The sequence below is a fragment of the Scleromatobacter humisilvae genome (genome assembly GCF_023231945.1).
GTDB lineage: Bacteria > Pseudomonadota > Gammaproteobacteria > Burkholderiales > Burkholderiaceae_C > Scleromatobacter > Scleromatobacter humisilvae.
The window spans coordinates 1,443,693-1,467,639 of the sequence record NZ_JAJLJH010000001.1; the positions used below are offsets into that span (position 1 = coordinate 1,443,693).

Sequence of the window (23,947 nt, forward strand, 5' to 3'; positions counted from 1 at the left end):
CGGGTCGACCCGATACCGCGAAAAAGGGATTGCCGCCCCCGGCCCGTGCCGCGCCTTGGCGTTTTCCCGCAGCACCGTGTGACACAAAGTCGCCGGAACCGTCACCGTCACAGGCCACAATACGCGGCTTTGCCCTGGCATGGCCTGGTCTCGCCCGGGCAGCGCCCTGCTTCACACGCAGGCTGTAAATTCGTCCTTCTCCATCCATGTCCACGCTGATCATCCTGCTCGCAGCCCAGCCCCGGCTCGCTGCCCCGACGACCGCCGGCCATGTCGCGCCCGCCGAGTTCGACTACGTGCTGAGCGCGGACGGCACGCGCGTGACGGATCACGGCAGGGCCACGCCCGCGGCGCTGCCGCGCGCGTCGCTGGTGGTGGCGGTGCTGCGCCCGGGCGACGTCGCGTTCCAGCGCGTGGCGATCCCCAAGGCGCCCGCCGCCCGCATGCGCGCCGCGCTCACCGGCGTGATGGAGGAAGGCCTGCTCGAGGACGAGGACGAGATCCACCTGGCGCTGGCGCCAGATGCCAAGCCGGGCGGCGAGCACTGGGTCGCCGTCGTCAACAAGCCGTGGCTGCGTGCGCAGCTGGCCGCGCTGGAGGCCGGCAACGTCGCGCTCGATCGCGCGGTGCCGTCGTGGTGGCCCGACCAGGGCGTGGCCGGCCACACCTTCCGCGAGGGCGGCCCGGACGAGCCCGCGCAGCTCGCGTGGCGCGACGATGCCGGCGTGCTGTGCGTGCCACTGGCCAGCCCGGTCGCGCGCGCGCTGCTCACCGCGCTGCCCGAGGACACCGTGGTGCGCTGGACGGCCACGCCCGAGACCGCGCTCGACGCGAGCGAGTTCGTCGGCATGCCGGTGGCCTCGGTCACCGACGAGGAACAAGGCCTGCGCGCCGCGCGCGCCGGCTGGACGCTGCTGCAGTTCGAGCTCGCGCCGCAGCGCCGCGGCGTCAAGCTGGTGCGCGACCTGGCGGCCCGCTTCGCGTTCGACCCGGCCTGGCGCGTCACGCGCATGGGCCTGATCGCGCTGGTGGCCGTCACGCTGCTGGGCCTGAACATCCGCGCGTTCCAGGAGAACCACCGCATCGCCCAGAAGAAGGCCGCGCTCGCCACCGCGGTGGCCGAGGCGTTCCCGAACCTGAAGACGATCTACGACCCGGCCGCACAGGCGCAGCGCGAGCTCGACACGCTGCGCGCCGCCGCCGGCCGCCCCGGCGACGGCGACATCGAGACGCTGATGCAGGCCGCCGAGTCGGCTTGGCCCCAGAGCCATTCGCCGATCTCCAACCTGAAGTTCGAGCCGGGCCGCCTGACGCTGCCGGCCGACGGCTGGACGCCGCAGGAGATCGAACGCTTCACCACGCAACTGCGCGCCGCCAACGTCGACGTGCAGTCGGGCACCGGCAAGCTGGTGCTGAGCCATCGCCAGCCTTCGGTCCGGAGCAAGAAATGAGCGCCATCACGGACACCCGCGACCAGATGCGCGCGCGCTACGCCAAGCTCGACGCGCGCGAGCGCCAGATGGTCGTGGTCATCGGCGGCGCGCTGGCCTTCCTCGTCGTGTGGCTGCTGCTGGTGCGGCCGGCGTGGACGACGCTGGACGACGCGCCGGTGCTGCGCGCGCAGGCCGATGCCCAGCTGCTGCAGATGCAGGCCATCTCCAACGAGGCCCGGCAGCTGCGCGCGCTGCCGCCGGTGCCGCAGTCGGTGGCCGAGCAGGTGCTGAAGTCCGCCACCGACGACCTCGGCGGCAAGGCCAAGTTCGCGATGCAGGGCGACCACGGCACGCTGAGCGTCACCGGCATCAACGGCGAAGACCTGCGGACCTGGCTGCTCAAGGCCCGCGGCGGCGCGCGCGCGCGCCCGACCGGGGCGTCGCTGACGCGGGCCGGCGAAGGCTACAACGGCACGCTGGTCGTGGCGATCGGCTCGCAACAGTGATGCGCACTTTCGTGTCCTCCGCCGTCGGCCGCTGCGCCACGCGGGCCGTGCGCCGGGCCGCCCCAAGGAGGCCCGCGGTCCCCTCGGGGGATGCAGCGCCGCACCCGGCGCGGGAGGGGCGGTCATGAGCGTGATCCGCCTGCGCCCGGCCAAGGGCAGTCGTCCCGCCTTCTCGCCGCCTCCGGTGGAAGGCCAGGTGCGGCTGCTGCAGCGCCATCGCCGGCTGGCCATCGTGGGCGCGGCGATCGGGCTCGTCGTCGGCCTCGTCGCCACGCTGCCGGCCAGCCTGCTCGCCAACGCCGTGGCCAGCGCCACGAACGACACGTTCCTGCTGGCCGAGGCCGAGGGCACGATCTGGAGCGGCAGCGCGATCACCGTGCTGACCGGCGGCGTCGGCAGCCACGACGCCTCGGTGCTGCCGACGCGCCTCGAATGGACGCTGCGCCCGCGCTGGAACGGCGTCTCGCTGCACCTGACGCAGGACTGCTGCCTCGCCCACGGCATGGACCTGAGCCTGCGCCGCACGCTCGATGCGTGGCGGGTCGACGTCATCGGGCCGGACGAGCGCGGCAAGGAGATCGCCGCCGCCGCCAAGGTCACGCCGGGCATGAGCGGCGCGGACTCCGCGGCCCTGGCCGCCGCCACCCCGCTGGGCCAGTGGCCGATGGGCTGGCTCGAGGGCCGGGGCTTTCCGTGGAACACGATCCATCCGGGCGGCGTCTTGACATTGAGCACGCACAATCTGTCGTTCGCGCTGAAGAACGGGCACTGGAGCACGCTCGGCAGCGCGCAGGTCGAGATCCGCCAGGCCTCGTCGCGCCTGACCACGCTCGACTCGCTCGGCACCTATCGCGTGCTGATCCAGCCGGATCCCAGCACGCAGGTCAATCCCGGCGACGGCGCCTCGCGCGACCTCGTGTGGATCTCGACCATCGACGGCGCGCTTCTCATCGACGGCCGCGGCCTCATCGGCGCCACGGGCGTGCGCATCCGCGCCGAGGCGCACGCCGCCGCGGGCTCCGAGGCCGCGTTGAACAACTTGCTGAACCTCATCGGACGCCGCAACGGTGCGATGTCCGACATCTCGATCGGGTGATCATGGAACGACTGTCTGCTTCTCTCCGCCGTCTGAACGCGACCACGATCGCGATCGCCCTGCTCGCGAATTCGATCGCCCCCATCGCCCAGGCCGCGCCGCGCAAGGACGCGACCGCCAGCGCCGAGGACGCGGTGCCGACCTCGCGCGCACGTGGCACGCCCGTGACGCTGAACTTCGTCAACGCCGACATCGAGGCCGTCTCGCGCGCCATCGGCGCCATGCTCAATCGGGACATCCTGGTCGACCCGCGCGTCAAGGGCAACATCACCGTCTACAACGACAAGCCGCAGCCGCTCTCCGAGGCCTATCGCAACTACCTGTCGGCGCTGCGCGGACTCGGCTTCACGGTGGTGGAGTCGGGCGGCTTCCTGAAGGTGGTGCCCGAGGCCGATGCCAAGCTGCAGACCAGCACTGTGTCGGTCGGCGCGCCGTCGCAGCGCGGCGACGTCGTGCTGACGCAGATCTTCAAGCTCAACTACGAGAACCCGAACAACCTCGTGGCGGTGCTGCGCCCGCTGATCACCGCCAACAACACGATCAACGCGAGCCCCGGCAACAACTCGCTGGTCATCACCGACTACGCCGACAACCTGCAGCGCCTGGGCAAGATCATCGCCGCGCTCGACCAGCCCGCCGGCGGCGAGCTGCAGGTCGTGCCGCTGAAGAACGCGGTCGCGACCGACGTCGTGCAGACCGTGCAGAAGCTGATCGACGGCTCCAGCACCGCGGTGCAGGGCGTGCCGGGCCAGGGCGGCGGCGGCACGTCGGTGATCGTCGAGGGCCGCACCAACTCGCTGATCGTGCGCGCGTCCAACCAGTCGCGCATGGCCTACGCGCTGTCCATCATCGACAAGCTCGACCAGCCCACGCCCGGCGGCGGGCCGGCCGGCAACATCTGGGTCGTCTACCTGAAGAACTCCGACGCCGTGAAGATGGCCGAACTGCTGCGCGCCGCGATCTCGGCCGGCAGCGCGGGCAACGGCGGCGGCGGCCCGTCCGGCGGCACCGGCGGCGCGCCGACGGCCGACGGCCGCACCACGGCGATCCAGAACCCGAACGCGCCCACGGGCACGTCGGGCACCGCGGGCGGCGCGTCGGCGCAGTCGACGACGCCGGTCGCGGCCTCGGCGCGCCCGTCCACCGGCGGCCAGGTGCAGGCCGACCCGGCCACCAACGCGCTGATCATCACGGCCTCCGAGCCGGTGTATCGCCAGATGCGCCAGGTGATCGACCAGCTCGACGTGCGCCGCGCGCAGGTCTACGTCGAGGCGCTGATGATCCAGGTCGACGCGCAGAAGGCCGCCGACATCGGCTTCCAGTGGCAGGGCCTGCTGGGCGCCGGTGCGTCCTACCTCGGCGGCGGCACCAACTTCTCGGCGCAGACGTCCAACAGCGGCGGCAACATCATCGACCTCGCGGTGGCCGCGGGCACCGCCGCGGCCACGGGCGGCACCACGTCGACCACGACGACGACCAGCGGCACCACGGTGTCCAGCCAGCTGGGCCCGGGCCTGAACCTCGGCTGGGTGCCCAAGATCAACGGCATCTACACGCTCGCGGCGCTGGCCCACTTCCTGGAGACCAACGCCGGCGGCAACGTGCTGTCCACGCCGAACCTGATCGCGATGGACAACGAGGAGGCCAAGATCGTCGTCGGCCAGAACATCCCGCTGATCACCGGCAGCTTCACCAACACCGGCGGCGCCACCAGCAGCGTCAACCCGTTCCAGACGGTGGAGCGCCAGGACGTCGGCATCACGCTGCGCATCAAGAGCCAGGTCGGCGAGAACGGCACCGTGCGCATGACGATCTACGAGGAGAACTCGTCGGTCTCCGGCACCAGCAGCCAGGTCACCAACAAGACCTCGGTCGAGACCTACGTCACCGTCGACGACGGCGCGATGATCGCGCTCGGCGGCCTGATCAAGGACGAGTTCAACGACTCGACCACCGGCGTGCCGCTGCTGCAGAGCATCCCTATCCTGGGCAACCTGTTCAAGAGCTCGGACCGCACGCGCCACAAGAGCAACCTGATGCTGTTCCTGCGGCCGATCGTGATCCGCAACCAGGCCGACGCCGACAAGCTCACCATCAACCGCTACGACGCGATCCGCACGCAGCAGCAGAGCCTGCAGCCCGACCACAGCCTGCTGATGCGCATCAACGACGCCCCGGTGGTGCCGGTGGTCAAGCCCAACGGACGCATCGACAACAGCGTGCCGGCCGATCCGCAGACGAAGTCGATCGACATGCCCAGCGTCTCGCCGATCCCCGACCTGCGCGACCCGCCGCCGCCGGCGCCGACCAAGTAAGACGAGCGAGGCCACCATGGGCGCACGCCATCCCCTGCCCTACGCCTGGGCCAAGACGTATTCGGTGCTGATCGAGGACGACGGCCGCGAGCGCGTGCTGCACGTCAGCGACGGCACCTCGCGCACGGCGCTGGCCGAGGTGCTGCGGCTGCACTCGGTCGACCGCATCGAGCGCGAGACGCCCGCCGCGCTGCAGACGCGCATCGCGCAGGCCTACTCGGGCGGCCAGGGCAGCGCGGCGTCGGTCGTCGGCGAGGTCGAGAGCGCGGTCGACCTCTCGCGAATGATGCAGGAGCTGCCGGCGGTCGAGGACCTGCTGGAAGCGAGCAACGACGCGCCCATCATCCGCATGCTCAACGCGCTGCTGACGCAGGCCGCGAAGGACGGCGCGAGCGACATCCACATCGAGCCCTACGAACGCAGCTCCAGCGTGCGCTTCCGCGTCGACGGCACGCTGCGCGAGGTGGTGCAGCCGAACAAGGCGCTGCACGCGGCGTTGATCTCGCGCCTGAAGATCATGGCCGAGCTCGACATCTCCGAGAAGCGCCTGCCGCAGGACGGCCGCATCTCGCTGCGCATCGGCGGCCGCGCGATCGACGTGCGCGTGTCGACGCTGCCGTCGGCGCACGGCGAGCGCGCGGTGCTGCGTCTGCTGGACAAGGGCGAACAGAAGTTCAGCCTCGAGTCGCTCGGCATGGATGGCGACGTGCTTCAGCAGTTCCACCGCCTGGTGCAGCAGCCGCACGGCATCGTGCTGGTGACCGGCCCGACCGGCTCGGGCAAGACGACCACGCTGTACGCATCGCTGACGCGCCTGGACACGCGCACCTCCAACGTGCTGACGGTGGAAGACCCGGTCGAATACGAGCTGCCCGGCATCGGCCAGACGCAGGTCAACCCGAAGATCGACCTCACCTTCGCGAAGGCGCTGCGCGCGATCCTGCGGCAGGATCCGGACGTCGTGATGATCGGCGAGATCCGCGACTTCGAGACCGCGCAGATCGCCATCCAGGCCTCGCTGACGGGCCACCTGGTGCTGGCCACCGTCCACACCAACGACGCGCCCTCCACCATCAATCGGCTGATCGACATGGGCGTCGAGCCCTTCCTGCTCAGCTCGTCGTTGTTGGGCGTGCTGGCGCAGCGCCTGGTGCGCAAGCTGTGCGAATACTGCAAGCGCGAGGACGATCAGCATCGCTGGCACCCTGTGGGCTGCGAGCACTGCGTCAACTCCGGCTACAAGGGGCGCACGGGCGTCTACGAGCTGCTGGTGGTCGACGAGTCCATCCAGAGCCTGATCCACGCGCGCGCGCCGGAGCACGACGTGATCAAGGCGGCCATCGCCAACGGCATGCACTCGATGCGCGAGGACGGCGAGCGGCTGGTGGCCGAGGGCGTCACGTCGCTGGAAGAAGTCGTGCGCGTGACGCGCGACTAGGTTCGAAGCATCCATGCCCGCGTACAAATACGAGGCGCTCGACGCCAACGGCAAGTCGTCCAACGGCATCGTCGAGGCCGAGTCGATGAAGGCCGCGCGCTCGCACCTGCGCGGGCTGCAGCTGGTGCCGCTGGGGCTGACGCCGGTCGCGGTGGTGGAGTCCGCGGGCGGCCAGGGACGATTCACGCGCAAGGCGTTCTCGTCGTCGGGGCTGGCCGTGTGGACGCGCCAGCTGGCCGGCCTGGTCGCCGCGGGGCTGCCGCTGGAACGCGCGCTCACCGCACTGGCCGACGAGGCCGAGGAGCAACGCCAGCGCGACCTGATCGCGCACCTGCGCAGCGAGGTCAACGGCGGCGCCACCTTCGCGCGCGCGCTCGGCAGCGTGCCGCGCGAGTTCGACGAGGTCTACCGCGCGGTGGTCGCCGCCGGCGAGCAGAGCGGCGCGCTGGGCCGCGTTCTGGAGCGCCTGGCCGACGACCTCGAGGAGCGCCAGTCGCTCAAGGGCAAGCTGATCGGCGCGGCGCTGTATCCGGCCATCGTCTCGCTGATCGCGGTCATCATCGTCACGTTCCTGGTCACCTACGTGGTGCCGCAGGTGGCGTCGGTGTTCGCGACCAGCAAGCACGCGCTGCCCTTCCTCACCGAGATGATGCTGTCCATCAGCGCCTTCGTGCGCCAGTGGGGCCTGCTGGCCGCGGCGCTGCTGATCCTGGGCGGCATCGTCTTCAGCGCCTCGCTGCGCCAGCCCGCGTTCCGGCTGCGCTTCGACGCCGCGTTTCTCAACCTGCCGCTCGCCGGACGCCTGGCGCGCGGCTACAACGCGGCGCGCTTCGCCGGCACGCTGGCGATGCTCGCGGGCGCCGGCGTGCCCATCCTGAAGGCGCTGCAGGCGGCCGCCGAGACGCTCGGCAACCACGCGCTCCGCGCCGACGCCATGGAGGCGCTGGTGCAGGTGCGCGAAGGCGCGCCGCTCGCCTCGGCGCTCGCGGCCCACAAGCGTTTCCCGGGCCTGCTGGCGATGTTCGCGCGCCTGGGCGAACAGACCGGGCAGCTGCCCACCATGCTCGATCGCGCCGCGCGCCAGCTCAGCAACGAAGTCCAGCGCCGCGCGTTCGCGCTGGCCACGCTGCTGGAGCCGCTGCTGATCGTGGCGATGGGCGGCGTCGTGCTCGTCATCGTGCTGTCGGTGCTGCTGCCGATCATCCAGCTGAACGATTTCGTGAAATAGCCGGAGGCCGCTCGCTGCTGGCAGGCCGGACGCGTCTCGGACGCTTCCGGCCTTTTTCATGCCCGCACCGATACCCTGTTTCCGGTATTGACCGATATTTAATACAAGCGGCTCGATACTCATCGATATAACCAGTCTGCCGACTGGACAGCACCAGCACCATGAGATCGGACATGCGCGCGCAGCGCCGTCGAGCTGCCGTGGAATCGTCCGTTTCTCGCCGACGTGCGCGTGCAAACGGACGAATCGTCGGCGCGTCGCGCCATTGTTCAGCGCCATCCGAATTCAGTTCACCGAAAGTATGCACATACTAATTATTTATTTTACTCGCATACTGGTCTTGTAGTGGTTATCCATCATGTCCGATTTATGACGCGGCACTACGCTGAACCCGATTCGAAAGTTTCAGGCGACGCCGCTCCCGAGTCGCAGACCGTGGCGCCGCCGTCTTCCGAATCGAATCCGGCGTCCCCTCCCCAGAGACGCTTCCTTGCCCGGAACTCACGGAGAACAAGCATGTCCACGAACGACACAGCCCGCCAGCGCAAGCTGCAGATGCTCGCCGCCCTGTCGGCGGCCGTCGCATCGACCGTCCCCATGGCCGCCATGGCCGCCAATCCGCCCAACTGCTCCGCCTGGAACGCGTCCATCGCCTACACGGCCGGCGCGGTCGTGGTCGACCAGGGCAAGACCTACACCGCCAACTGGTGGACGCAGGGCAACGAGCCCGTCACCAACAACGGCGGTGCCGGCTCCGGCCAGCCGTGGACGCTGTCCAGCGGGTGTTCCACCACGCCGCCGCCCCCGACCCCCACGCCGCCGCCGCCCACCCCGACGCCTCCCCCGCCGACGCCCACGCCCCCGGCACCCGCGCCGTCCGGCTCGACGTTCTACGGCCCGTACAAGGACATCACGGTCAGCATGAACTGGAACACCAACGTCATCTCGACGGCGGTGACGGGCACGCTGTCGCCGGTGCTCAGCGTCAAGCCGGCGAAGTTGAAGGAGATCACCTGGGCCTTCGCGACCGGCGCGTGCGGCAGCGAGAACTGGGGCGGCCTGCAGGCCGCCGCGGTGGCCTCGGCCAACGTGAACGCATTCGTCAGCGCCGGCGTGAAGTACGTCATCTCCACCGGCGGCGCGGCGGGCTCGTTCACCTGCGCCAACGACACCGACTTCGAGACCTTCGTCAACCGCTACGCGTCGTCCAGCCTCGCGGGCATCGACTTCGACATCGAGGCCGGGCAGACGTCGGCCGACATCGACAACCTCGTCGCGCGCGTCAAGGCCTCGCAGTCCAAGCATCCGGGCCTGCGCTGGAGCTTCACGCTGGCCACGCTCGGCGGCAACTCGCCGCAGAGCCTGGGCTCGATGGGGGTGACGGTGATGGCGTCGATCAAGTCGCACGGCCTGACCAACTACATCATCAACCTGATGGCGATGGACTACGGCAGCGCGATCGCGTCGAACTGCACGCTCAACTCGAGCGGCAAGTGCGACATGGGCAAGTCGGCGATCCAGTCGGCGGTCAACCTGCACAACTACTACGGGGTGCCGTATTCGGCCATCGAGATCACGCCGATGATCGGCGGCAACGACGCCACCGACGAGACGTTCTCGATCGCGGACGCGTCCACGCTGAGCAGCTGGGTCAAGGCCAACGGCGGCGCGGGCATCCACTTCTGGTCGCTCGATCGCGATCACGACTGCGCGCCCGGCTACGCCTCGGCCACCTGCAACAGCTACGGCAGCGCCGGCAACTGGGGCTTCACCAACGCGTTCATCAGCGACCTGGGTCTCTGATCGATTGACGCGCCCGACGGCCGGCTCGCTGCCAAGCGATCCGGCCGTCGGCCTTCCGACACCGACATCCACAAGGAGAAGGACCATGTCCGATCCCACACCCCGCAACCCGCAGAGACAGCGCAAGATCGAGCTGCTGATCGCCCTCAGCGCCGCCGTCGCCGGCACCGCGGCCCTCGCGCCGACGCAGGCCGCGGCCGCCACCGTCGAATGCCAGGCCTGGGTCTCGACGATCGCCTACGTCGCCGGCGACACCGCGATCCGCAACGGCGTCAGCTACAAGGCCAACTGGTGGACGCAGAACAACGACCCGGCCACCAACAACGGCGGCCCGGGCACCGGCCAGCCGTGGACGGTGATCGCGAGCTGCTCCGGCACGCCGGCCCCGCCGCCGCCCACGCCAGCGCCTCCGCCGCCCACTCCCGCACCGCCGCCGCCGACCCCGGCGCCGCCGCCTCCCACGCCCGCCCCGCCGCCACCCGCGCCGACGCCGCCGTCGCCGTCCCCCGCGCCGGCCTCGGGCCACTGGCTGGTCGGCTACTGGCACGACTTCACCAATCCGTCGGGCAACACCTACCCGATCTCGCAGGTCACCAACGACTGGGACGTGATCATCGTGGCCTTCGCCGACAACGCGGGCAACGGCGCCATCAGCTTCACCGTCGACCCCAACGCGGGCACCGACGCGCAGTTCATCGCCGACGTCGCCGCCAAGCGCAAGGCCGGCAAGAAGGTGGTGCTGTCGGTGGGCGGCCAGAACGGCTCGGTGTCGCTGGACAACGCCACCGAGGTGACGAACTTCGTCAACAGCGCCTACGCGATCATCCAGAAGTACGGCTTCGACGGCATCGATCTCGACCTCGAGACCGGCGTGTCGATGGGCGCCGCGATCCAGACCAACATCGTGACCGCGATGCAGCAGCTCAAGGCCAAGGTGGGGCCGACGTTCTACCTGTCGATGGCGCCGGAGCATCCGTACGTGCAGGGCGGCTACGTCGCCTACGGCTCGATCTGGGGCGCCTACCTGCCCATCATCGATGCGCTGCGCAACGACCTCACCGAGATCCACGTCCAGTACTACAACAACGGCGCGTTCACGTACGACAACGCCAGCATGCAGCAGGTGCAGCAAGGCACCGTGGACGGCCTCGTCGCGGGCAGCCTGATGCTGATCGAGGGCTTCACGACGGCCTACGGGACCGGCTGGCACTTCAACGGACTGCGGCCCGACCAGGTCGCGTTCGGCGTGCCGTCCGGCCCGAGCTCGGCGAACTCCGGGTTCGTCACGCCGACGGTCGTCAGCCAGACGCTCACCTGCCTGACCAGGCTCGTCAACTGCGGCACCATCAAGCCCGCCAAGGCCTACCCGACCTTCCGCGGCGCGATGACGTGGTCGATCAACTGGGACAAGCACGACGGCTACAACTTCTCGGTACCGACACGCGCGGCACTGAACGCGCTGCCATGATTCGAGATTGACGTCGTTGGAGAAAAAGCGAAAGGGCGCCTGCGGGCGCCCTTTCTCCTGCACGCTCGCATGCGCGCAGTCCCTCCACACCGATCCGGATGCCGTGGGCTTCCGGATTCCCTCAGAGCGTCTTCAGGAAGGCGACGAGGTCGTCCTTCTCCTGCTGCGTGAAGCCGATGCCGAAGCGGTCGTTGTAGAAGTCGACCACGTCCGGCAGGCCCTTGGCGAACGCGTTGTGGAAATACGGCGCGCGCGCCGCCAGCGCCCGCAGCGTCGGGCCCTTGAACTTGCCGATGTCCTGCCACTTGCCGGTGACCAGCGCGCGGCCCGGATCCGTCGTCTGCACGGTCTCGCCGCTGGTCTTGTTGCGCAGCGTGTAGAGCGGCTGGTCGGGGCTGCGGCGGCTGGCGTCGGCCAGGCCGAGGTCCAGCGGCAGCGGCACCGAGTGGTTGCCGGCATTGGGCGCGTTGTGGCAGGTCGTGCAGGTGCCGGCGATGACGGGCAGGTGCAGGTCGTCGTTGAGCCCCTTGACGCCGGTGATGCTGATCGGCTTGCTGTTGAACAGCGCCTCGCCGCGCGCCACGGCGCGCCGCGCCACCGCGACCTCGCGGCTGCGGCCCTCCTGGTCCGGCCGGCGCGCGTCGAAGATGTAGGACTGCCAGCCGGTGTAGAGCGACATCACGTCGGGCGTGAAGTTGGCGTGCGTGCGGTAGTCGCCGGCCAGCGTGTCGTTGATGCCGAAGTAGTTGACCTGTCCCTGCAGGAACGACGGACCGCCGTGCGCGCCGTGGACGGTGAGGTTGCCGGCGTCGTCGTCGCGTACCTGCGCCGTGGTCAGGCTCGACTCGAAGGCGATGATCGCCTCGGCCTGCGCGGTGGTCAGCGGCTGCATCCCCTGCGCATGCTTGGTCACCGCGGAGTTGGCCTGGTCGGCCAGGTCGAAGTGCAGCGTGGCGAAGCAGGTCGTGGTGCCGCTGATGCAATCGGTGCTGGCCGGATCCTTGAAGGTCTCGCGACCGTCCCACATGACGGTGCTCAGGAAACGGATGTTGGTTGCGGCCAGCGGCCGGCGGAACAGGGACAGTTCGGCCGCCGACGCGTAGCCGTAAGGATCCTCGACCTTCACGAGCTCGAATTCGGAGTTGGCAGGGATCGGCAGGCCGATGCGGATGACGCCGTGCCTGAGCAGCATGCTGTAGGCCTTCTCGCGAGCCTCGCGCGTCGACACATCGGCCTTGGGCGAATTGGCGCCGTCGACGAGGCGGAACACCGGATCCCTGCCGCCGCTGGCCTCGAAGCGATCGCGCAGGCCGCGCGGCGTGATCGTCCAGCCCTCCGCCGCCTGATGGCAGGACTCGCAGGACCGCCCGTTGGTGCCGAGGCTGGCAAAGAACGGGTTCCTGCGGTCGATGCGCCCGGTCGAGCTCAGCGTCAGCGCGGCGCCCGACGGATTGCGGTGCAGTTCCGCGCCATCGTCATGTCGCTCGTCGGGGCCGGCCGCGACGATCGAGCTGAAGGCGAGCGAGAAGAAGCCGGCGAACGCGGCGGCAGTCGTGGAACGCATGGCGTGTCTCCCTGATGTCGTGGATGGTGTCGGTCGCGTCGTGCCGCGACCGGCCTGTTGGGAGAAGCGGATTCGGGCGCCGAAACCCGCCACGCGGGCGACACCTAGAACGTGGTGGCCCTACGCGATCGCGGCGAGCCGGGACGCGGCACGCGTCGCCGGATGGCCGTCGCCCAGCGTCGGCGCCAGCTGGCGCGCCGCCTCGGCGGCGTCGCGGCGCATGTCGTCGACGCGGCCGGCGCGCTCGAGGATCCTCGCCCGGACCAGCAGGGCCTGGCCGACGAGGCTGGAGCGCTGCGGATCCAGCGACGTGGCCCGCGCCGCGCCCAAGGCCTGCTCCGCGACCGGCAGCGCGGCCGCGGCCGGCTCGCCCGCGGCCAGCATCGCCTCGGCCCGCGCCAGGGCGACGTCAAAGGCCATCGGGTTCGCCACGCCACCGTCCGCCTCGACGCGCTTTTGGGCCGCCTCCAGCGGCGCCAGCACGGCGCGCGCGTCGCCGCGTGTCGCCGCCAGGCGCGACTCGAGCAGCAGCAGGTCGATCGCCGAGGGCCGCCCCTCGGCGACGGCCTTCGCGCGCAGCGGCGCCAGCTCGGACCAGGTGCTCGCGGCGCCACGAACGTCGCCCGCCTCGAGCCGTGCATCGATCTCGGCGATGCCGGCGGCCAGCGTGAACGCGATCCGGCCGCTGCGCCGCGACTCCGCCGTCGCGCGTGCCAGCATCGGAGCCGCCTCGGCGCCGCGACCCAGTGCGAGCAGGATGCGTCCGTGCTCGAGCGCGAGCGCGGCATCCTCGTGTCCCGGCCCGAAGACACGCGCCGCGTCGTCGCGGTCGGCATTCGACAGCGCCAGCGCGGCGAGCGGATCGCCACCGAGCCGCGTCAGTCCGGTGACGACGCTGGAGCGGCGAAGCACCGCGATCGACGTGCGGCCCTGCGCCGCCGTGCTCTCCGCCAGCAGCGGCCGCGCGATCGCCATCGCCTCGGCAGGCCGGCCGGCCTCCATCAACGCCTGCGACAGCACGCTGCGCATCAGCCGATGCTGTTCGCCGCTGGCGATGCCGGCCTTTTCCAGCTGCTGCAGCGCGTCGCGCGCGGTGGCGACGGCGCGATCGCGCTGCCCCAGCGCGCTCTGGGCGTAGACGCGCGACTGCATGCAGGCGACGCGGCTCGGCACGCCGACGTCGGCGCCGGCGGCGATCAGCCGGTCGGCGCGATCGAGCTCGGCGATTGCGGCCAGCTGTTCGTCCATCTCGTGCAGGTAGCGCGCGTGCGAGCAGGCCAGGTTGACCGGCACGCCGCTGGTCGGCAGGGCCAGCTCGGTGCCGGCGGTCGCGTCGATCGCGCTCTCGAGTAGCCGGCGCGCGGCCGCGATGTCGCCCAGTTCGGCATAGCGGCCGGCGGTCTGGCGTAGCAAGGCGACCTTGACGATGGGCTGCTCGAACTTCGTCCTGGCGATCAGCTCGGTGGCGCGATCGAGCTGCCGGCGCACCGCGCCCGGATCGTTGCCGGCGGAATCGCGCAGCACGAGCTGCAGGAACTCGTTGGTGCCGCGCTGGAGCTGGCCGTCGACGACGGCGCGATCGCGTTCGAGCTTGGCCTGCGCGGCCTCGCGGGTCGCGCGCTCGCTCTGCTGCTCGGCGCGCCGGGCCTGGCTGATCGTGCCGGCCACGCCGGCGAGGATGGCCAGCAGCGCGATCGCCGACGCCGCCACGCCGCCGCGATGGCGGCCGACGAAGCGCGACGCGCGATAGGCCAGCGAATCGGGCCGCGCCATCACCGGCTCGCCGGCCTTCCAGCGCCGCAGGTCCTCGGCCAGCGCGTCGACCGTCGGATAGCGCGCGGCCGGTTCCTTGCGCAGCGTCTTGCCGACGATGTTCTCGAGATCGCCGGCAAGTTGGCGCCGGAGTCGCACCGGCGAGGTGCCGCGGGCCTGCGCGATGCGCTCGAGCATCTCGGCCGAGCCCAGGCCGGTGACGGTGACGGCCGTGCCGAGCCGGTCGGGATCGACCTCGAGCGTCGCGCGCAGCGCATCGACCGGCGACGCCTGCCGCGGCACCGTCGGATGGCGCCCCGCCAGCAACTCGTAGAGCAGCACGCCCAGCGCATAGACATCGGTGGCCGTGCTGACGAGTTCGCCGCGCAGTTGCTCCGGCGCGGCGTAGTCGGGCGTGAGGACGCGTGCGCCCTCGACGGTGAGCTCGCCCGCGTCGCCGCCCTCGCCGGCCTGCAGCAGCTTGGCGATGCCGAAGTCCAGCAGCTTCACGTTGCCCTGCCGGTCGACCAGGATGTTGCCGGGCTTGATGTCCCGGTGGATGACCAGGTGCCGGTGCGCGTGGGCGACGGCGTCGAGCACGACCCGAAACAGCGCCACGCGTTCGGCGATGCCCAGCTGCGCCTCGTCGCAATGGCGGTCGATGCGATCGCCGTCCACCAGTTCGAGCACCAGGTAGGGCTGGCCGGCGAGCGTGACGCCGGCATCGAGCAGGCGCGCGATGTTCGGATGCACCAGCCGCGCGAGCACCTTGCCTTCGCGCTCGAAACGCAGCGCGCCGATGTGCCCGATCAGCGACGGATGCAACAGCTTGAACGCCACGGCGCGCTCGAACAGGCCGTCGGCCCGGCGCGCGCGCCAGACGGTGCCGGTGCCGCCCTGCCCGATCGGCGCCTCCAGCACGTAGGCGCCGATGCGCTGGTCCGCGAGCGTCGCCGCCGGCGGGGCCGCCGTGCCGTCGAGGAAATGCGCCTGCTCGGCGCGCTCCGCGTCGGCGAGCAGCGACGCGAGCTCGTCGGCCAACGCCGCATCCTCGGCCCGAAGGGTGTCGAGCAGGGCCTGGCGCTGTCCGGGCTCGAGATCGAGCAGCTCGTCGAACAGGAGGCTGAGCCGCCTCCAGCGCTCGGCATCCGGAACGATCATGGGCTCCCGCCGATGGCGCGAAACAGGAGTGCCCGCGCCTTTTCCCAGCGCCGCTGCACGGTGCGTTCGGAGACGCCTTGCAGCGCGGCGATCTCGGCCACGCCGAAGCCGCAGAAGAACTTCAGGTCGACGACGTTGGCGAGTTCGGGCTCCAGCTCGGCGAGTTCGTCGAGCGCGCCGCCGATGTCGGCCAGTTGCCGGGGCGCGGCCACCTGCTCGGCGATGTGGGTGTCGAGCGAGGTCAGGTGCAGGTCGCCGCCGCGCTTATGGGCGCCGCGCGCCCGCAGCTGGTCGATGACGCGCGCCCGCATGGCGCGACCCGCGTAGGCCAGGAAGCGCGGACGATCGGGGAACACCAGCGGGCTGCGGCCGGCCATGTCGAGATAGGCCTCGTGCAGCAGCGTGGTCGGGCTGGCCATCACGTCGGGGCCGGAGCGCGCCAGCTCGCGTCGCGCGATGCGATGGAGCTCGTCGTAGAGCTTCGCGAACAGCGCATCGTTGCCGTCGATCGGCGCACGCGTCGCCGATGCCTCGTCGGCAACGGGCTCGGAACAGGCGAGATCGCGGCTCATGCGGTCATGGATGCACGTTGCGGTTGCCGCGCCCTGCTGCACGAAGCACGGCGCGGATCCGCCAAGTGGGCATCAGATCGGTCGCCGTGAACAGCCCCCGAAAGTGGGGACCGCGCGACGGCCGATCCGGTTCACAAGGTCAGGTCACCCACGAACAGCACCGGCCCGGTCGGCGCGCCGGTCGGCGAGCCGCCCAGCGGTTCGAGCGAGACGGCCAGGCCCTTGGTGTCCTTGGGCAGCGCGTGCTTGTTGACGGCGGTGAGCTTGTCGGCCGCGATCACGCCCAGCGAGGCGGGCGGGCCGTCCTTCTTCAGCGCCCACAGCTCGAGCGACTGATCCGGCGTCAGCGCGACCTTCTGCAGCGGCTGGATGGCGATCTGCTGGCGATCCGGGCTCAGGCCGGCGACGATGGTCTCGCTGCCCTTGGTGGCGTGCAGCACGACGATCATCGGCGCCTCGGTGGGGCCATGGTGCGTGGACGTGGCGAGCACGACGGCGACCACGCTGGCCGCGGCCGCGAAGGACTGCCAGAAGCGCACGCGCAGCGAGGACGCCCTGGCCGGCGGCGTCCAGCCGAGCTTGTCCTCGATGGACGTCCATACGCGCGGCGCCGGTGGCACGGCTTCCGCCTTCAACGCCATCGGCAGCAGGCGCTTCTCCCAACCGGCCACGGCCTGGCGCAGCGCCGGATGCGCGGGCAGCAGCGCGTCGAAGCGGCGCCGCGCGCCGCCGGTCAGCGTGCCCAGCACGTATTCGGCGGCGAGGCGGTCGGGCAGTTCTCCGAGGATGATGTTCACGACGCCACCCCCGACCAGCCGCAGCGTTCGAGGCAGGCCTTCAGCGCGATCAGCCCGCGCCGCACCCAGGTCTTGACGGAGCCGAGCGGCGCACCGAGGTGCGCGGCGATCTCGCCGTGCGACAGGCCCTGGTAGTACGCCAGCGAGATCGACTGCTGCTGCGAGCCCTGCAGCGTGCCCAGGCAGCCCTGCACGGCCTCGGCCTCGGAGCGCGCCTCGAAACGCTTCGCGGGGCCCGGGCCCGGATCGGGCATGCGGTGCGTCGGGTCGTCGTCGCCGTCTTCCGAGCCGGCGTGCGACGGCAGGTCGGCGATGGCGACCTCGGGACGCGCGCCGCGCGAGCGCAGGTGGTCGATGGCGCGATAGCGCGCGGTCGCGGCCATCCAGGCCATCGGCGAGCCGGCGCCGGCGCGGTACTGGCCGGCGGCCTTCCAGATGCGCACGTAGACGTCCTGCAGCAGGTCTTCCGCGAGCGCGCCGCGGCCCACCAGCTGTGCGACCACGCCCAGCAGCCGCGGCGACGTCGCCTCGTACAGCAGGCGAAAGGCCTGGCGGTCGCCGAGGGCGCAGCGCGCCAGCCAGTCCGTCAAGCGGGTCTCGAGTTCGTCGGCGCCTTTCAGGGCGGCGGCGGTCATGACGGGATCACTTTCACGAAGGGATGTCCTGGTTGGTTCGGCATGGCAATGCAACGCGGGTGAGTGTGCCGCGTTGGCGAGCGTTTCCGCAAGCCGCACGCCATCCGGGTCCGCGAACGGCACGAACGGTCTTTTCACGCGAGGTGTGCGATGCAGTTCCATGAGAGCACGGTTCGGAGCACCGAATGGGCGCGCCGACATGGGGAATACGCGGAGAGTGCTCAACTGGATTCGTCCCGGTGAATCGCCGCTCGCACGCCGTGACGCAGATCACGCCGACCAGCTCGACAGGACGGCACATCGATTGCTCAACGGCGAACAAGGGGCGGCAAAACCCGTTGTTCCGCGCGTCAGGCGCGCAATGCTTTGCTTCAATGGGTTGGACCGCTCTCGTCATCACGTCGGAGGTCATCTTGGCTGCAGGCAACGACACGTCCACCGAGGCCCGCGCCCCGCGGATCCCGATCGCGCGCATGCGATCGCTGTACCGGCTCGACGCCGTCAGCCAGCGCCTGGCCAAGCTGCAGCAGCAACAGGAACACGAGACGTTGCGCAGCACCTACGAGCGCATGCTCGAAAAGGGGGCCGACCGCTTCCAGGTCAAGCCGGCGGGGCTGCCGGCGATGGATCACCTGTATGACGAGCTGCCCAACTTCCACGAGGCCCTCGACGACGTCAAGCGCCAGATCGCGCTGTGCCAGGACAGCCGCGACGCCCTCGAGATCATGCCCATCCTGCTGCTCGGCCCGCCGGGCGTCGGCAAGACGCACTTCGCGCGCGAGATCGCCGAGCTGCTGGGCACCGGCATGGGCTTCATCTCGATGAGCTCGCTGACCGCCGGCTGGGTGCTGAGCGGCGCGTCCAGCCAGTGGAAGGGCGCGCGGCCCGGCAAGGTCTTCGAGACGCTGGTGGACGGCGAGTACGCCAACCCGGTGATGGTCGTCGACGAGATCGACAAGGCGCGCGGCGAGCACGCGTACGACCCGCTGGGCGCGCTGTACTCGCTGATGGAGCACGACACCGCCGAGGCCTTCACCGACGAATTCGCCGAGGTGCCGATCGACGCCAGCCAGGTGATCTGGGTGGCGACGGCCAACGACGAACGCGCGATCCCCGAGCCCATCCTGAACCGCATGAACGTCTACCAGGTGCAGGCGCCCGACCATGCCGCCGCGCGCGCGATCGCGCAGCGCCTGTACGCGGAGATCCGCGCCGACCACGACTGGGGCCAGCGCTTCGACCCGGTGCCGCGCGCCGACGTGCTCGATCGCCTGGCCGAACTCGCGCCGCGCGAGATGCGGCGCGCGCTGATGACCGGCTTCGGCAACGCGCGGCTCGCGGGCTCCGACGCGATCCGGCTCGACGACCTGCCGGCGGGCAACGCGCGGCGCGCGAAGCTGGGCTTCACGCACTGAACCTGGCGCTACTTCGCTTCGATCCGGGGCTCGAACTCGGCCAGTTGCTTCGAGACGACGGGGTCGTCGCGATAGCGCGTCTTCAGCGCGGCGAGCTGGGCGTCGGTGCCCGCGCAGGTCTGCGCCGTCTGCTGCTCGATCTCGCGCATGCGCGCCGGGTCGGGCGGATCGGGGATCTCGCCGCGCAGGTGGTCGCAGGTCGCACGGCGTTCGAGGAAGGCGGCGAGATCGGGCGTCGCATCGGTGGCGCAGGCCCCGAGCGACACCAGCACCGCGAACAGCGCGGCGCGCATGCGGGCGTCAATGGCCATCGGCAGACCAGTGCGGCATGTCGCTCGCGCCGCCCACGAACTTGATGACGCCGTAGCTGGCGCCGACCGTCTTCAGGTCGGGGTTCATGCCGCTGCGCGGCAGGCTGGCGATCTGCACCGGGGTGCCGTCGCGCCTGTTGATCGTCAGGCTGCCGTTCCAGCTGATCGCCATGTCCACCGCGGTGCCCGAGATATGGTTGGACTGCAGCGCCGGGGCCACGTTCAGGCCCTGCATGCCGTAGGCCTCGACCATGTCCTCGGCCGCCGCGACCGACGCGATCGGGTCGAAGTTGCCCTGGGCGTCGACATGCGCCCACGCGATGGGCACGCCGTCCAGCGGCGCGATCGAGCGTGGATCGGTCTTCTGCTTGACGATGGACCAGCACCAGTGCATCAGGTAGGCCCGCTGCCGCGGCCGCAGCGTGGCGGCGATGTTGACGCTCGCCCCGGCCGCGCCGAGCGCGGCGAGGAAGGCGCCGAGGTTGTCGCGGAACGGCTGCGCGCAGTCGGCCACCGAGGCGCTGGTCGGGAAGCGCGCCACCCAGGCGCGTCCGCTGGGCTCGCGTGCCGGAGTCGGATTCAGTTGTGCGGACATGGCACTCTCCCTGGCGTTGAGTGCGGGCCAGCATACGCCCGGGGCGGTGCGATCGGCAGCTTCAAAGAAGGGATGCGCGAACCGGCCTGAAATCGGGCCATCGGCTCGCCGGGTGAGCCAGCGCCCCGCCTATGATGACCGCATGCCCACCACTCTCGACGGGCGACTCGTCGTCGCCATCTCCTCGCGCGCTCTGTTCGATTTCGAAGAGGAGAACCGCGTCTTCGAAGGCAACGACGACCGCGCCTACATGCAGGTCCAGCTCGAGCGGCTGGACGTGCCGGCCCGCCCCGGCGTCGCCTTCTCGCTCGTGAAGAAGCTGCTGCAGTTCCGCGATCCGGCGCCACGCGTCGAGGTCGTGATCCTGTCGCGCAACGACCCCGTCTCGGGCATGCGCGCGTTCCGCTCGGCCAAGCACTACGGCCTGCCCATCGAGCGCGGCACGTTCACGCGCGGCCGCAGCCCGTGGCGCTACCTGAAGCCGCTCGGCGCGCACCTGTTCCTGTCCACCAACGACGAGGACGTGCGCTCGGCACTCGAAGCCGGCGTGCCGGCCGCGCGCGTGTTCCCGCACTCGGCGCGCGCGTCGGACGCGCATCCGAACGAGGTGCGCATCGCCTTCGACGGCGATGCCGTGCTGTTCTCCGACGAGGCCGAGCGCGTCTTCCAGGCCGAGGGGCTGGACGCGTTCCAGGCCCACGAGTCCTCGCACTCGACGACGCCGCTGGCGCCCGGCCCGTTCAAGCCGCTGCTGCAGGCGCTGCAACTGCTGCAGCGCTCGTCCACCGACGCGATGCAGGTGCGCACCGCGCTCGTGACCGCGCGCAGCGCGCCCGCGCACGAACGCGCGATCCGCACGCTGATGGAGTGGCAGATCGAGGTCGACGAGGCGATGTTCCTGGGCGGCCTGCCCAAGGGCGAGTTCCTGCGCGAGTTCGAGCCCGACTTCTTCTTCGACGACCAGACGCGCCATGTCGAGAACGCGGCGAGCCATGTGCCGTCGGGGCACGTGGCGGCGGGGATCTCGAACCTCTGATCGCTTGCTGCCATCGACATGAGCCACTTCCGCCTGCCCCACATCCTGTTGCGCCTGCTCGCCGCGACGCTGGCCTTGTTCGCGCTGGCCGACGTGCGCGCGCAAGGATGCACCGCTGCGGTCTACGAGGTCATCGGCGAACATCTGCACGTGGCGGGCCTGGCAAGCGGCGAGCTGGTCGACGACGCCGCTTGCAAGCGCGATCCGGTGCAGCCGCACGTCACGCTCGTCGCGCTGGCGTGGAACGACGGCCGCGAAAGCGAGTACCTCAAGGGCTACGTCGTGGCAGAGGTCGACGAGGACGCCGGCAAGGTGCTGGCGCTGATGACCGGCACCGCCGTCGCGGATGCTTCCACCCCGCTCGTCGGCGGCGACCTGGCCATCGACACCGCACCCTACGTGCTGGCGCCCGGCGTGCGCGCGTTCGGCGTCGACATGAGCGAGCGGGTCTCGCACGCCGCCGATGGCGGAACCGATCTCAGGCGCACGCTCTACGTCCGCGAAGGACGACGCCTGCGCCCCGTGCTCAAGGGTCAATCGATGTCGGGGCACTGGATCATCGACCTGGGCCAAGGCCTGGAGACAAGGGTCCATGAATCATTCCAGGTCAGCCTTGCGATCGGCCCGCACGTCAGCCACGGTCGCCACGACCTGCTGATGACGACGCGCTTCGAACGCAGCGACGGCAAGCCGTCGACGCGCGAGACCGAGCACATCACCGACGTCTACGACGGCAAGTCCTATCGGGCGATCGAGACCGCCGCTCCTTGGGAGCTGGAGGACAGGAAGAACGCGGGCCGCTAAGCCAGCGCCGCCGGAGGCATCGCCGACTCCGCGCCCGGCACAGGCGCCTCGATCACGGTTGCGGCGGACGACGCAGCCGGCCGCAGAGGCAGGCTCGCCCGCAGCGCGTCCGCCGTCAGCGGCTCCGGCACGTGATAGTGGAAGCCCTGCGCCCAGTCGACGCCCAGCTCGCGCAACAGCCCGGCCACCGTCTCGGTCTCGACGAACTCGGCCACCACCGGCTTGTTCAGCAGGCGCGCCATCTCGGTCATCGAGCGCACCATGCCGCCGTGCACGAGGTCGGTGTCCATGTCGCGCACGAACATGCCGTCGATCTTGATCGTGTCGAAGGGCAGCTGGCGCATGTAGGTGAAGGACGCGAAGCCGGAGCCGAAGTCGTCGAGCGCGAAGCGGCAGCCCAGGCGGTGCAGCGTGTGCATGAACTCGCCGGCGCTCTGCAGGTTGACGATGGCCTCGGTCTCGGTGATCTCGAAGCACATCATGCGGCCCGGCACGCCGAATTCGCGCAGCGTCTCGGCCACGTACTGTGCCAGGCCCGGCTCGCGGATCGATACGGCCGACAGGTTGATCGCCACCTGGTCGATGCGGTCGTGGGCGTCGGGCATGCTGCCCAGCAGCCGCACGACCTCGCGGATCATCCAGCGATCGAGCTCGCCGATCAAGTGGTAGCGCTCGGCCGGCGCGATGAACATGCCGGGCAGCACCAGCTTCTGGCGGCGCGGGTCCCACAGGCGGATCAGCGTCTCGATGTGCAGGCCGTGCGGCCGGCCGTCGGCGGCCGCGGCGAGCGGCGTCAGGCGCTGGAACCAGGCGCGGAACTCGTTGCGCTTCAACGCGTCGACCAGCACCAGCGCCCAGTTGACGGACTCGCGATGGCCTTCGCCTTCCAGCAGCGACGAGTCGTGCACGCGGATCGTGCCGCGGCCTTCGCGCTTGGCGAGGTAGGCGGCCTCGTCGGCGATGAGCATCAGTTGGTCGAACGAGACGATGTCGCGCGCGATGCGCACCACCGCCACCGACGCCGCCATCTTGAAGCTGCGCTCCTCCCAGTGGAACTCGAAGTCGGCGAGCTGGTCGAGGACGCGCCGCGCCAGTGCCGGGCCGCCGTCGGGGCCGGCGTCCTCGACGACGACGCCGAACTTGTCGCCGCCCAGGCGCGCGAAGAAGTCGGTGCGCTCCAGCAGGCCGGCCACGACGTCGGCGAACTGGCGCAGCAGCTCGTCGCCGGCGATGCAGCCGCAGGTCTCGTTGACGAGGCGGAACTGGTCGATGTCGATCAGCAGGAAGACAGCGTCGCACTCGGCGCGCTGGACGCGCGCCAACAGCTCGGACACGTGCGCATCGAGCGCGCCGCGGTTGTACAGGCGCGTGACGAAGTCATGCGTCGCGAGGTAGTTCAGGCGATCCTGCATGTAGCGCCGCTCGTTGATCTCCTGGCGCAGGTGGCGGTTGGCGATCGTGAGCTCGGCGGTGCGCTCGCGCACTTTCTCCTCGAGGCTGTGATTGAGCTCGCGCAGCTGTTCGAGCAGGTTGCGGCGCTCAAGCTGGTAGCGAACGCGCGCGCGCACCTCGTCGGCATTGATCGGCTTGGAGATGTAGTCGCTGCCGCCGACCGCGAAGCCCTGGCTGACATCGTCGGTGCGCGCGGTGACGAAGACGACGGGGATGTCGGCGGTGGCCGGGTCGGCCTTCAGCCGGCGGCACACCTCGAAGCCGTCCATGCCCGGCATCATGACGTCCAGCAGCACCAGGTCGGGGCGGCCGCGGGTGGCCAGTTCGAGCGCGCGCGTGCCGGAGGTGGCGGCCATCAACTCGCACTGCTCGTCGTTCAGCGTGGCGCTCAGCACGTCGATGTTGTGCGGCGTATCGTCGACGATCAGGATCTTCGAGACTCTTGCGGTCACCACCCATACCCCCGCGTTGTCCGGGACGGGCCCGGGACTGCACCTTGCGTTGTCCCCAGTGTAATCACATGCAAGTGGACCGTTCCGGTCGATTTGTACGCAGATTCGTGCAAT

The 23,947-nt window shown here is 70.4% G+C and carries 19 protein-coding genes; 11 read left to right on the forward strand and 8 right to left on the reverse strand.

Features of this window, described 5'->3' with window-relative positions:
- The first annotated feature begins 206 nt into the window (after window positions 1–206).
- From gspL to LPC04_RS06985, 8 genes are all read left to right on the forward strand, one after another.
- Window positions 207–1,451 (forward strand): type II secretion system protein GspL, encoded by a 1,245-nt coding sequence (gspL, locus tag LPC04_RS06950; protein ID WP_275681448.1) that lies wholly within the window; start codon window positions 207–209, stop codon window positions 1,449–1,451.
- The gene (gene gspM, locus LPC04_RS06955; RefSeq protein ID WP_275681449.1) at window positions 1,448–1,939 is read left to right on the forward strand and encodes a type II secretion system protein GspM; all 492 of its coding nucleotides are present in this window, start codon (window positions 1,448–1,450) and stop codon (window positions 1,937–1,939) included. Before gspL ends, gspM begins: the two co-directional genes overlap by 4 nt.
- Before the next feature lie 124 nt (window positions 1,940–2,063).
- Window positions 2,064–3,035: a type II secretion system protein N gene (gene gspN / locus LPC04_RS06960; protein WP_275681450.1), complete on the forward strand. Its 972-nt coding sequence runs from the start codon at window positions 2,064–2,066 to the stop codon at window positions 3,033–3,035.
- Window positions 3,036–3,037: 2 nt separating this feature from the next.
- Window positions 3,038–5,350, forward strand: a complete 2,313-nt coding sequence (gene gspD, locus LPC04_RS06965; protein WP_275681451.1) for a type II secretion system secretin GspD — start codon at window positions 3,038–3,040, stop codon at window positions 5,348–5,350.
- A gap of 16 nt (window positions 5,351–5,366) precedes the next feature.
- Window positions 5,367–6,788, forward strand: coding sequence for a type II secretion system ATPase GspE (gspE, locus tag LPC04_RS06970; protein WP_275681452.1), 1,422 nt, complete (start codon window positions 5,367–5,369; stop codon window positions 6,786–6,788).
- A gap of 13 nt (window positions 6,789–6,801) precedes the next feature.
- The gene (gene gspF / locus LPC04_RS06975) at window positions 6,802–8,016 is read left to right on the forward strand and encodes a type II secretion system inner membrane protein GspF (protein WP_275681453.1); all 1,215 of its coding nucleotides are present in this window, start codon (window positions 6,802–6,804) and stop codon (window positions 8,014–8,016) included.
- Between the two features lie 516 nt (window positions 8,017–8,532).
- Window positions 8,533–9,819: a carbohydrate-binding protein gene (locus LPC04_RS06980; RefSeq protein WP_275681454.1), complete on the forward strand. Its 1,287-nt coding sequence runs from the start codon at window positions 8,533–8,535 to the stop codon at window positions 9,817–9,819.
- Between the two features lie 85 nt (window positions 9,820–9,904).
- Window positions 9,905–11,287 (forward strand): chitinase, encoded by a 1,383-nt coding sequence (locus LPC04_RS06985; protein ID WP_275681455.1) that lies wholly within the window; start codon window positions 9,905–9,907, stop codon window positions 11,285–11,287.
- A 121-nt stretch (window positions 11,288–11,408) separates the two neighbouring features.
- Here the strand turns inward: LPC04_RS06985 and LPC04_RS06990 are convergent, their stop codons facing one another.
- The 5 genes from LPC04_RS06990 to LPC04_RS07010 all read right to left on the reverse strand — a co-directional run bounded on the left by LPC04_RS06990 (window position 11,409) and on the right by LPC04_RS07010 (window position 17,768).
- A complete protein-coding gene (locus tag LPC04_RS06990) occupies window positions 11,409–12,851 on the reverse strand; it encodes a cytochrome C (protein ID WP_275681456.1) in 1,443 nt (480 codons plus the stop codon).
- A gap of 120 nt (window positions 12,852–12,971) precedes the next feature.
- The gene (locus tag LPC04_RS06995) at window positions 12,972–15,764 is read right to left on the reverse strand and encodes a serine/threonine-protein kinase (protein WP_275681457.1); all 2,793 of its coding nucleotides are present in this window, start codon (window positions 15,762–15,764) and stop codon (window positions 12,972–12,974) included.
- Entirely contained in the window at window positions 15,761–16,336 is a 576-nt protein-coding gene (locus LPC04_RS07000) for an ECF-type sigma factor (protein WP_275681458.1), read from the reverse strand. Before LPC04_RS07000 ends, LPC04_RS06995 begins: the two co-directional genes overlap by 4 nt.
- A gap of 131 nt (window positions 16,337–16,467) precedes the next feature.
- Window positions 16,468–17,133 carry an anti-sigma factor gene (locus tag LPC04_RS07005; protein ID WP_275681459.1) on the reverse strand — a complete coding sequence of 222 codons (666 nt, stop codon included), beginning with the start codon at window positions 17,131–17,133 and terminating at the stop codon, window positions 16,468–16,470.
- Entirely contained in the window at window positions 17,130–17,768 is a 639-nt protein-coding gene (locus tag LPC04_RS07010; protein WP_275681460.1) for a sigma-70 family RNA polymerase sigma factor, read from the reverse strand. Before LPC04_RS07010 ends, LPC04_RS07005 begins: the two co-directional genes overlap by 4 nt.
- A gap of 473 nt (window positions 17,769–18,241) precedes the next feature.
- Here LPC04_RS07010 and LPC04_RS07015 point away from each other — a divergent pair, with 473 nt between their 5' ends.
- Entirely contained in the window at window positions 18,242–19,183 is a 942-nt protein-coding gene (locus LPC04_RS07015) for an AAA family ATPase (RefSeq protein WP_275681934.1), read from the forward strand.
- An 8-nt stretch (window positions 19,184–19,191) separates the two neighbouring features.
- Here LPC04_RS07015 and LPC04_RS07020 read toward each other — a convergent pair whose 3' ends face one another.
- Complete coding sequence (locus tag LPC04_RS07020) at window positions 19,192–19,494, reverse strand: hypothetical protein (RefSeq protein ID WP_275681461.1); 303 nt, start codon at window positions 19,492–19,494, stop codon at window positions 19,192–19,194.
- Window positions 19,484–20,089 (reverse strand): hypothetical protein, encoded by a 606-nt coding sequence (locus LPC04_RS07025; protein ID WP_275681462.1) that lies wholly within the window; start codon window positions 20,087–20,089, stop codon window positions 19,484–19,486. The genes LPC04_RS07020 and LPC04_RS07025 overlap by 11 nt, the downstream gene beginning before the upstream one ends.
- Window positions 20,090–20,231: 142 nt before the next feature.
- Between LPC04_RS07025 and LPC04_RS07030 the strand changes: the two genes are divergently transcribed.
- Both LPC04_RS07030 and LPC04_RS07035 read left to right on the forward strand, forming a co-directional pair.
- Window positions 20,232–21,125 (forward strand): 5'-nucleotidase, encoded by an 894-nt coding sequence (locus tag LPC04_RS07030; protein ID WP_275681463.1) that lies wholly within the window; start codon window positions 20,232–20,234, stop codon window positions 21,123–21,125.
- 18 nt (window positions 21,126–21,143) lie between these two features.
- The gene (locus tag LPC04_RS07035) at window positions 21,144–21,929 is read left to right on the forward strand and encodes a PA3715 family protein (protein ID WP_275681464.1); all 786 of its coding nucleotides are present in this window, start codon (window positions 21,144–21,146) and stop codon (window positions 21,927–21,929) included.
- Here LPC04_RS07035 and LPC04_RS07040 read toward each other — a convergent pair.
- Entirely contained in the window at window positions 21,926–23,833 is a 1,908-nt protein-coding gene (locus tag LPC04_RS07040; protein WP_275681465.1) for an EAL domain-containing response regulator, read from the reverse strand. The genes LPC04_RS07035 and LPC04_RS07040 overlap by 4 nt on opposite strands.
- Window positions 23,834–23,947 lie beyond the last annotated feature (114 nt).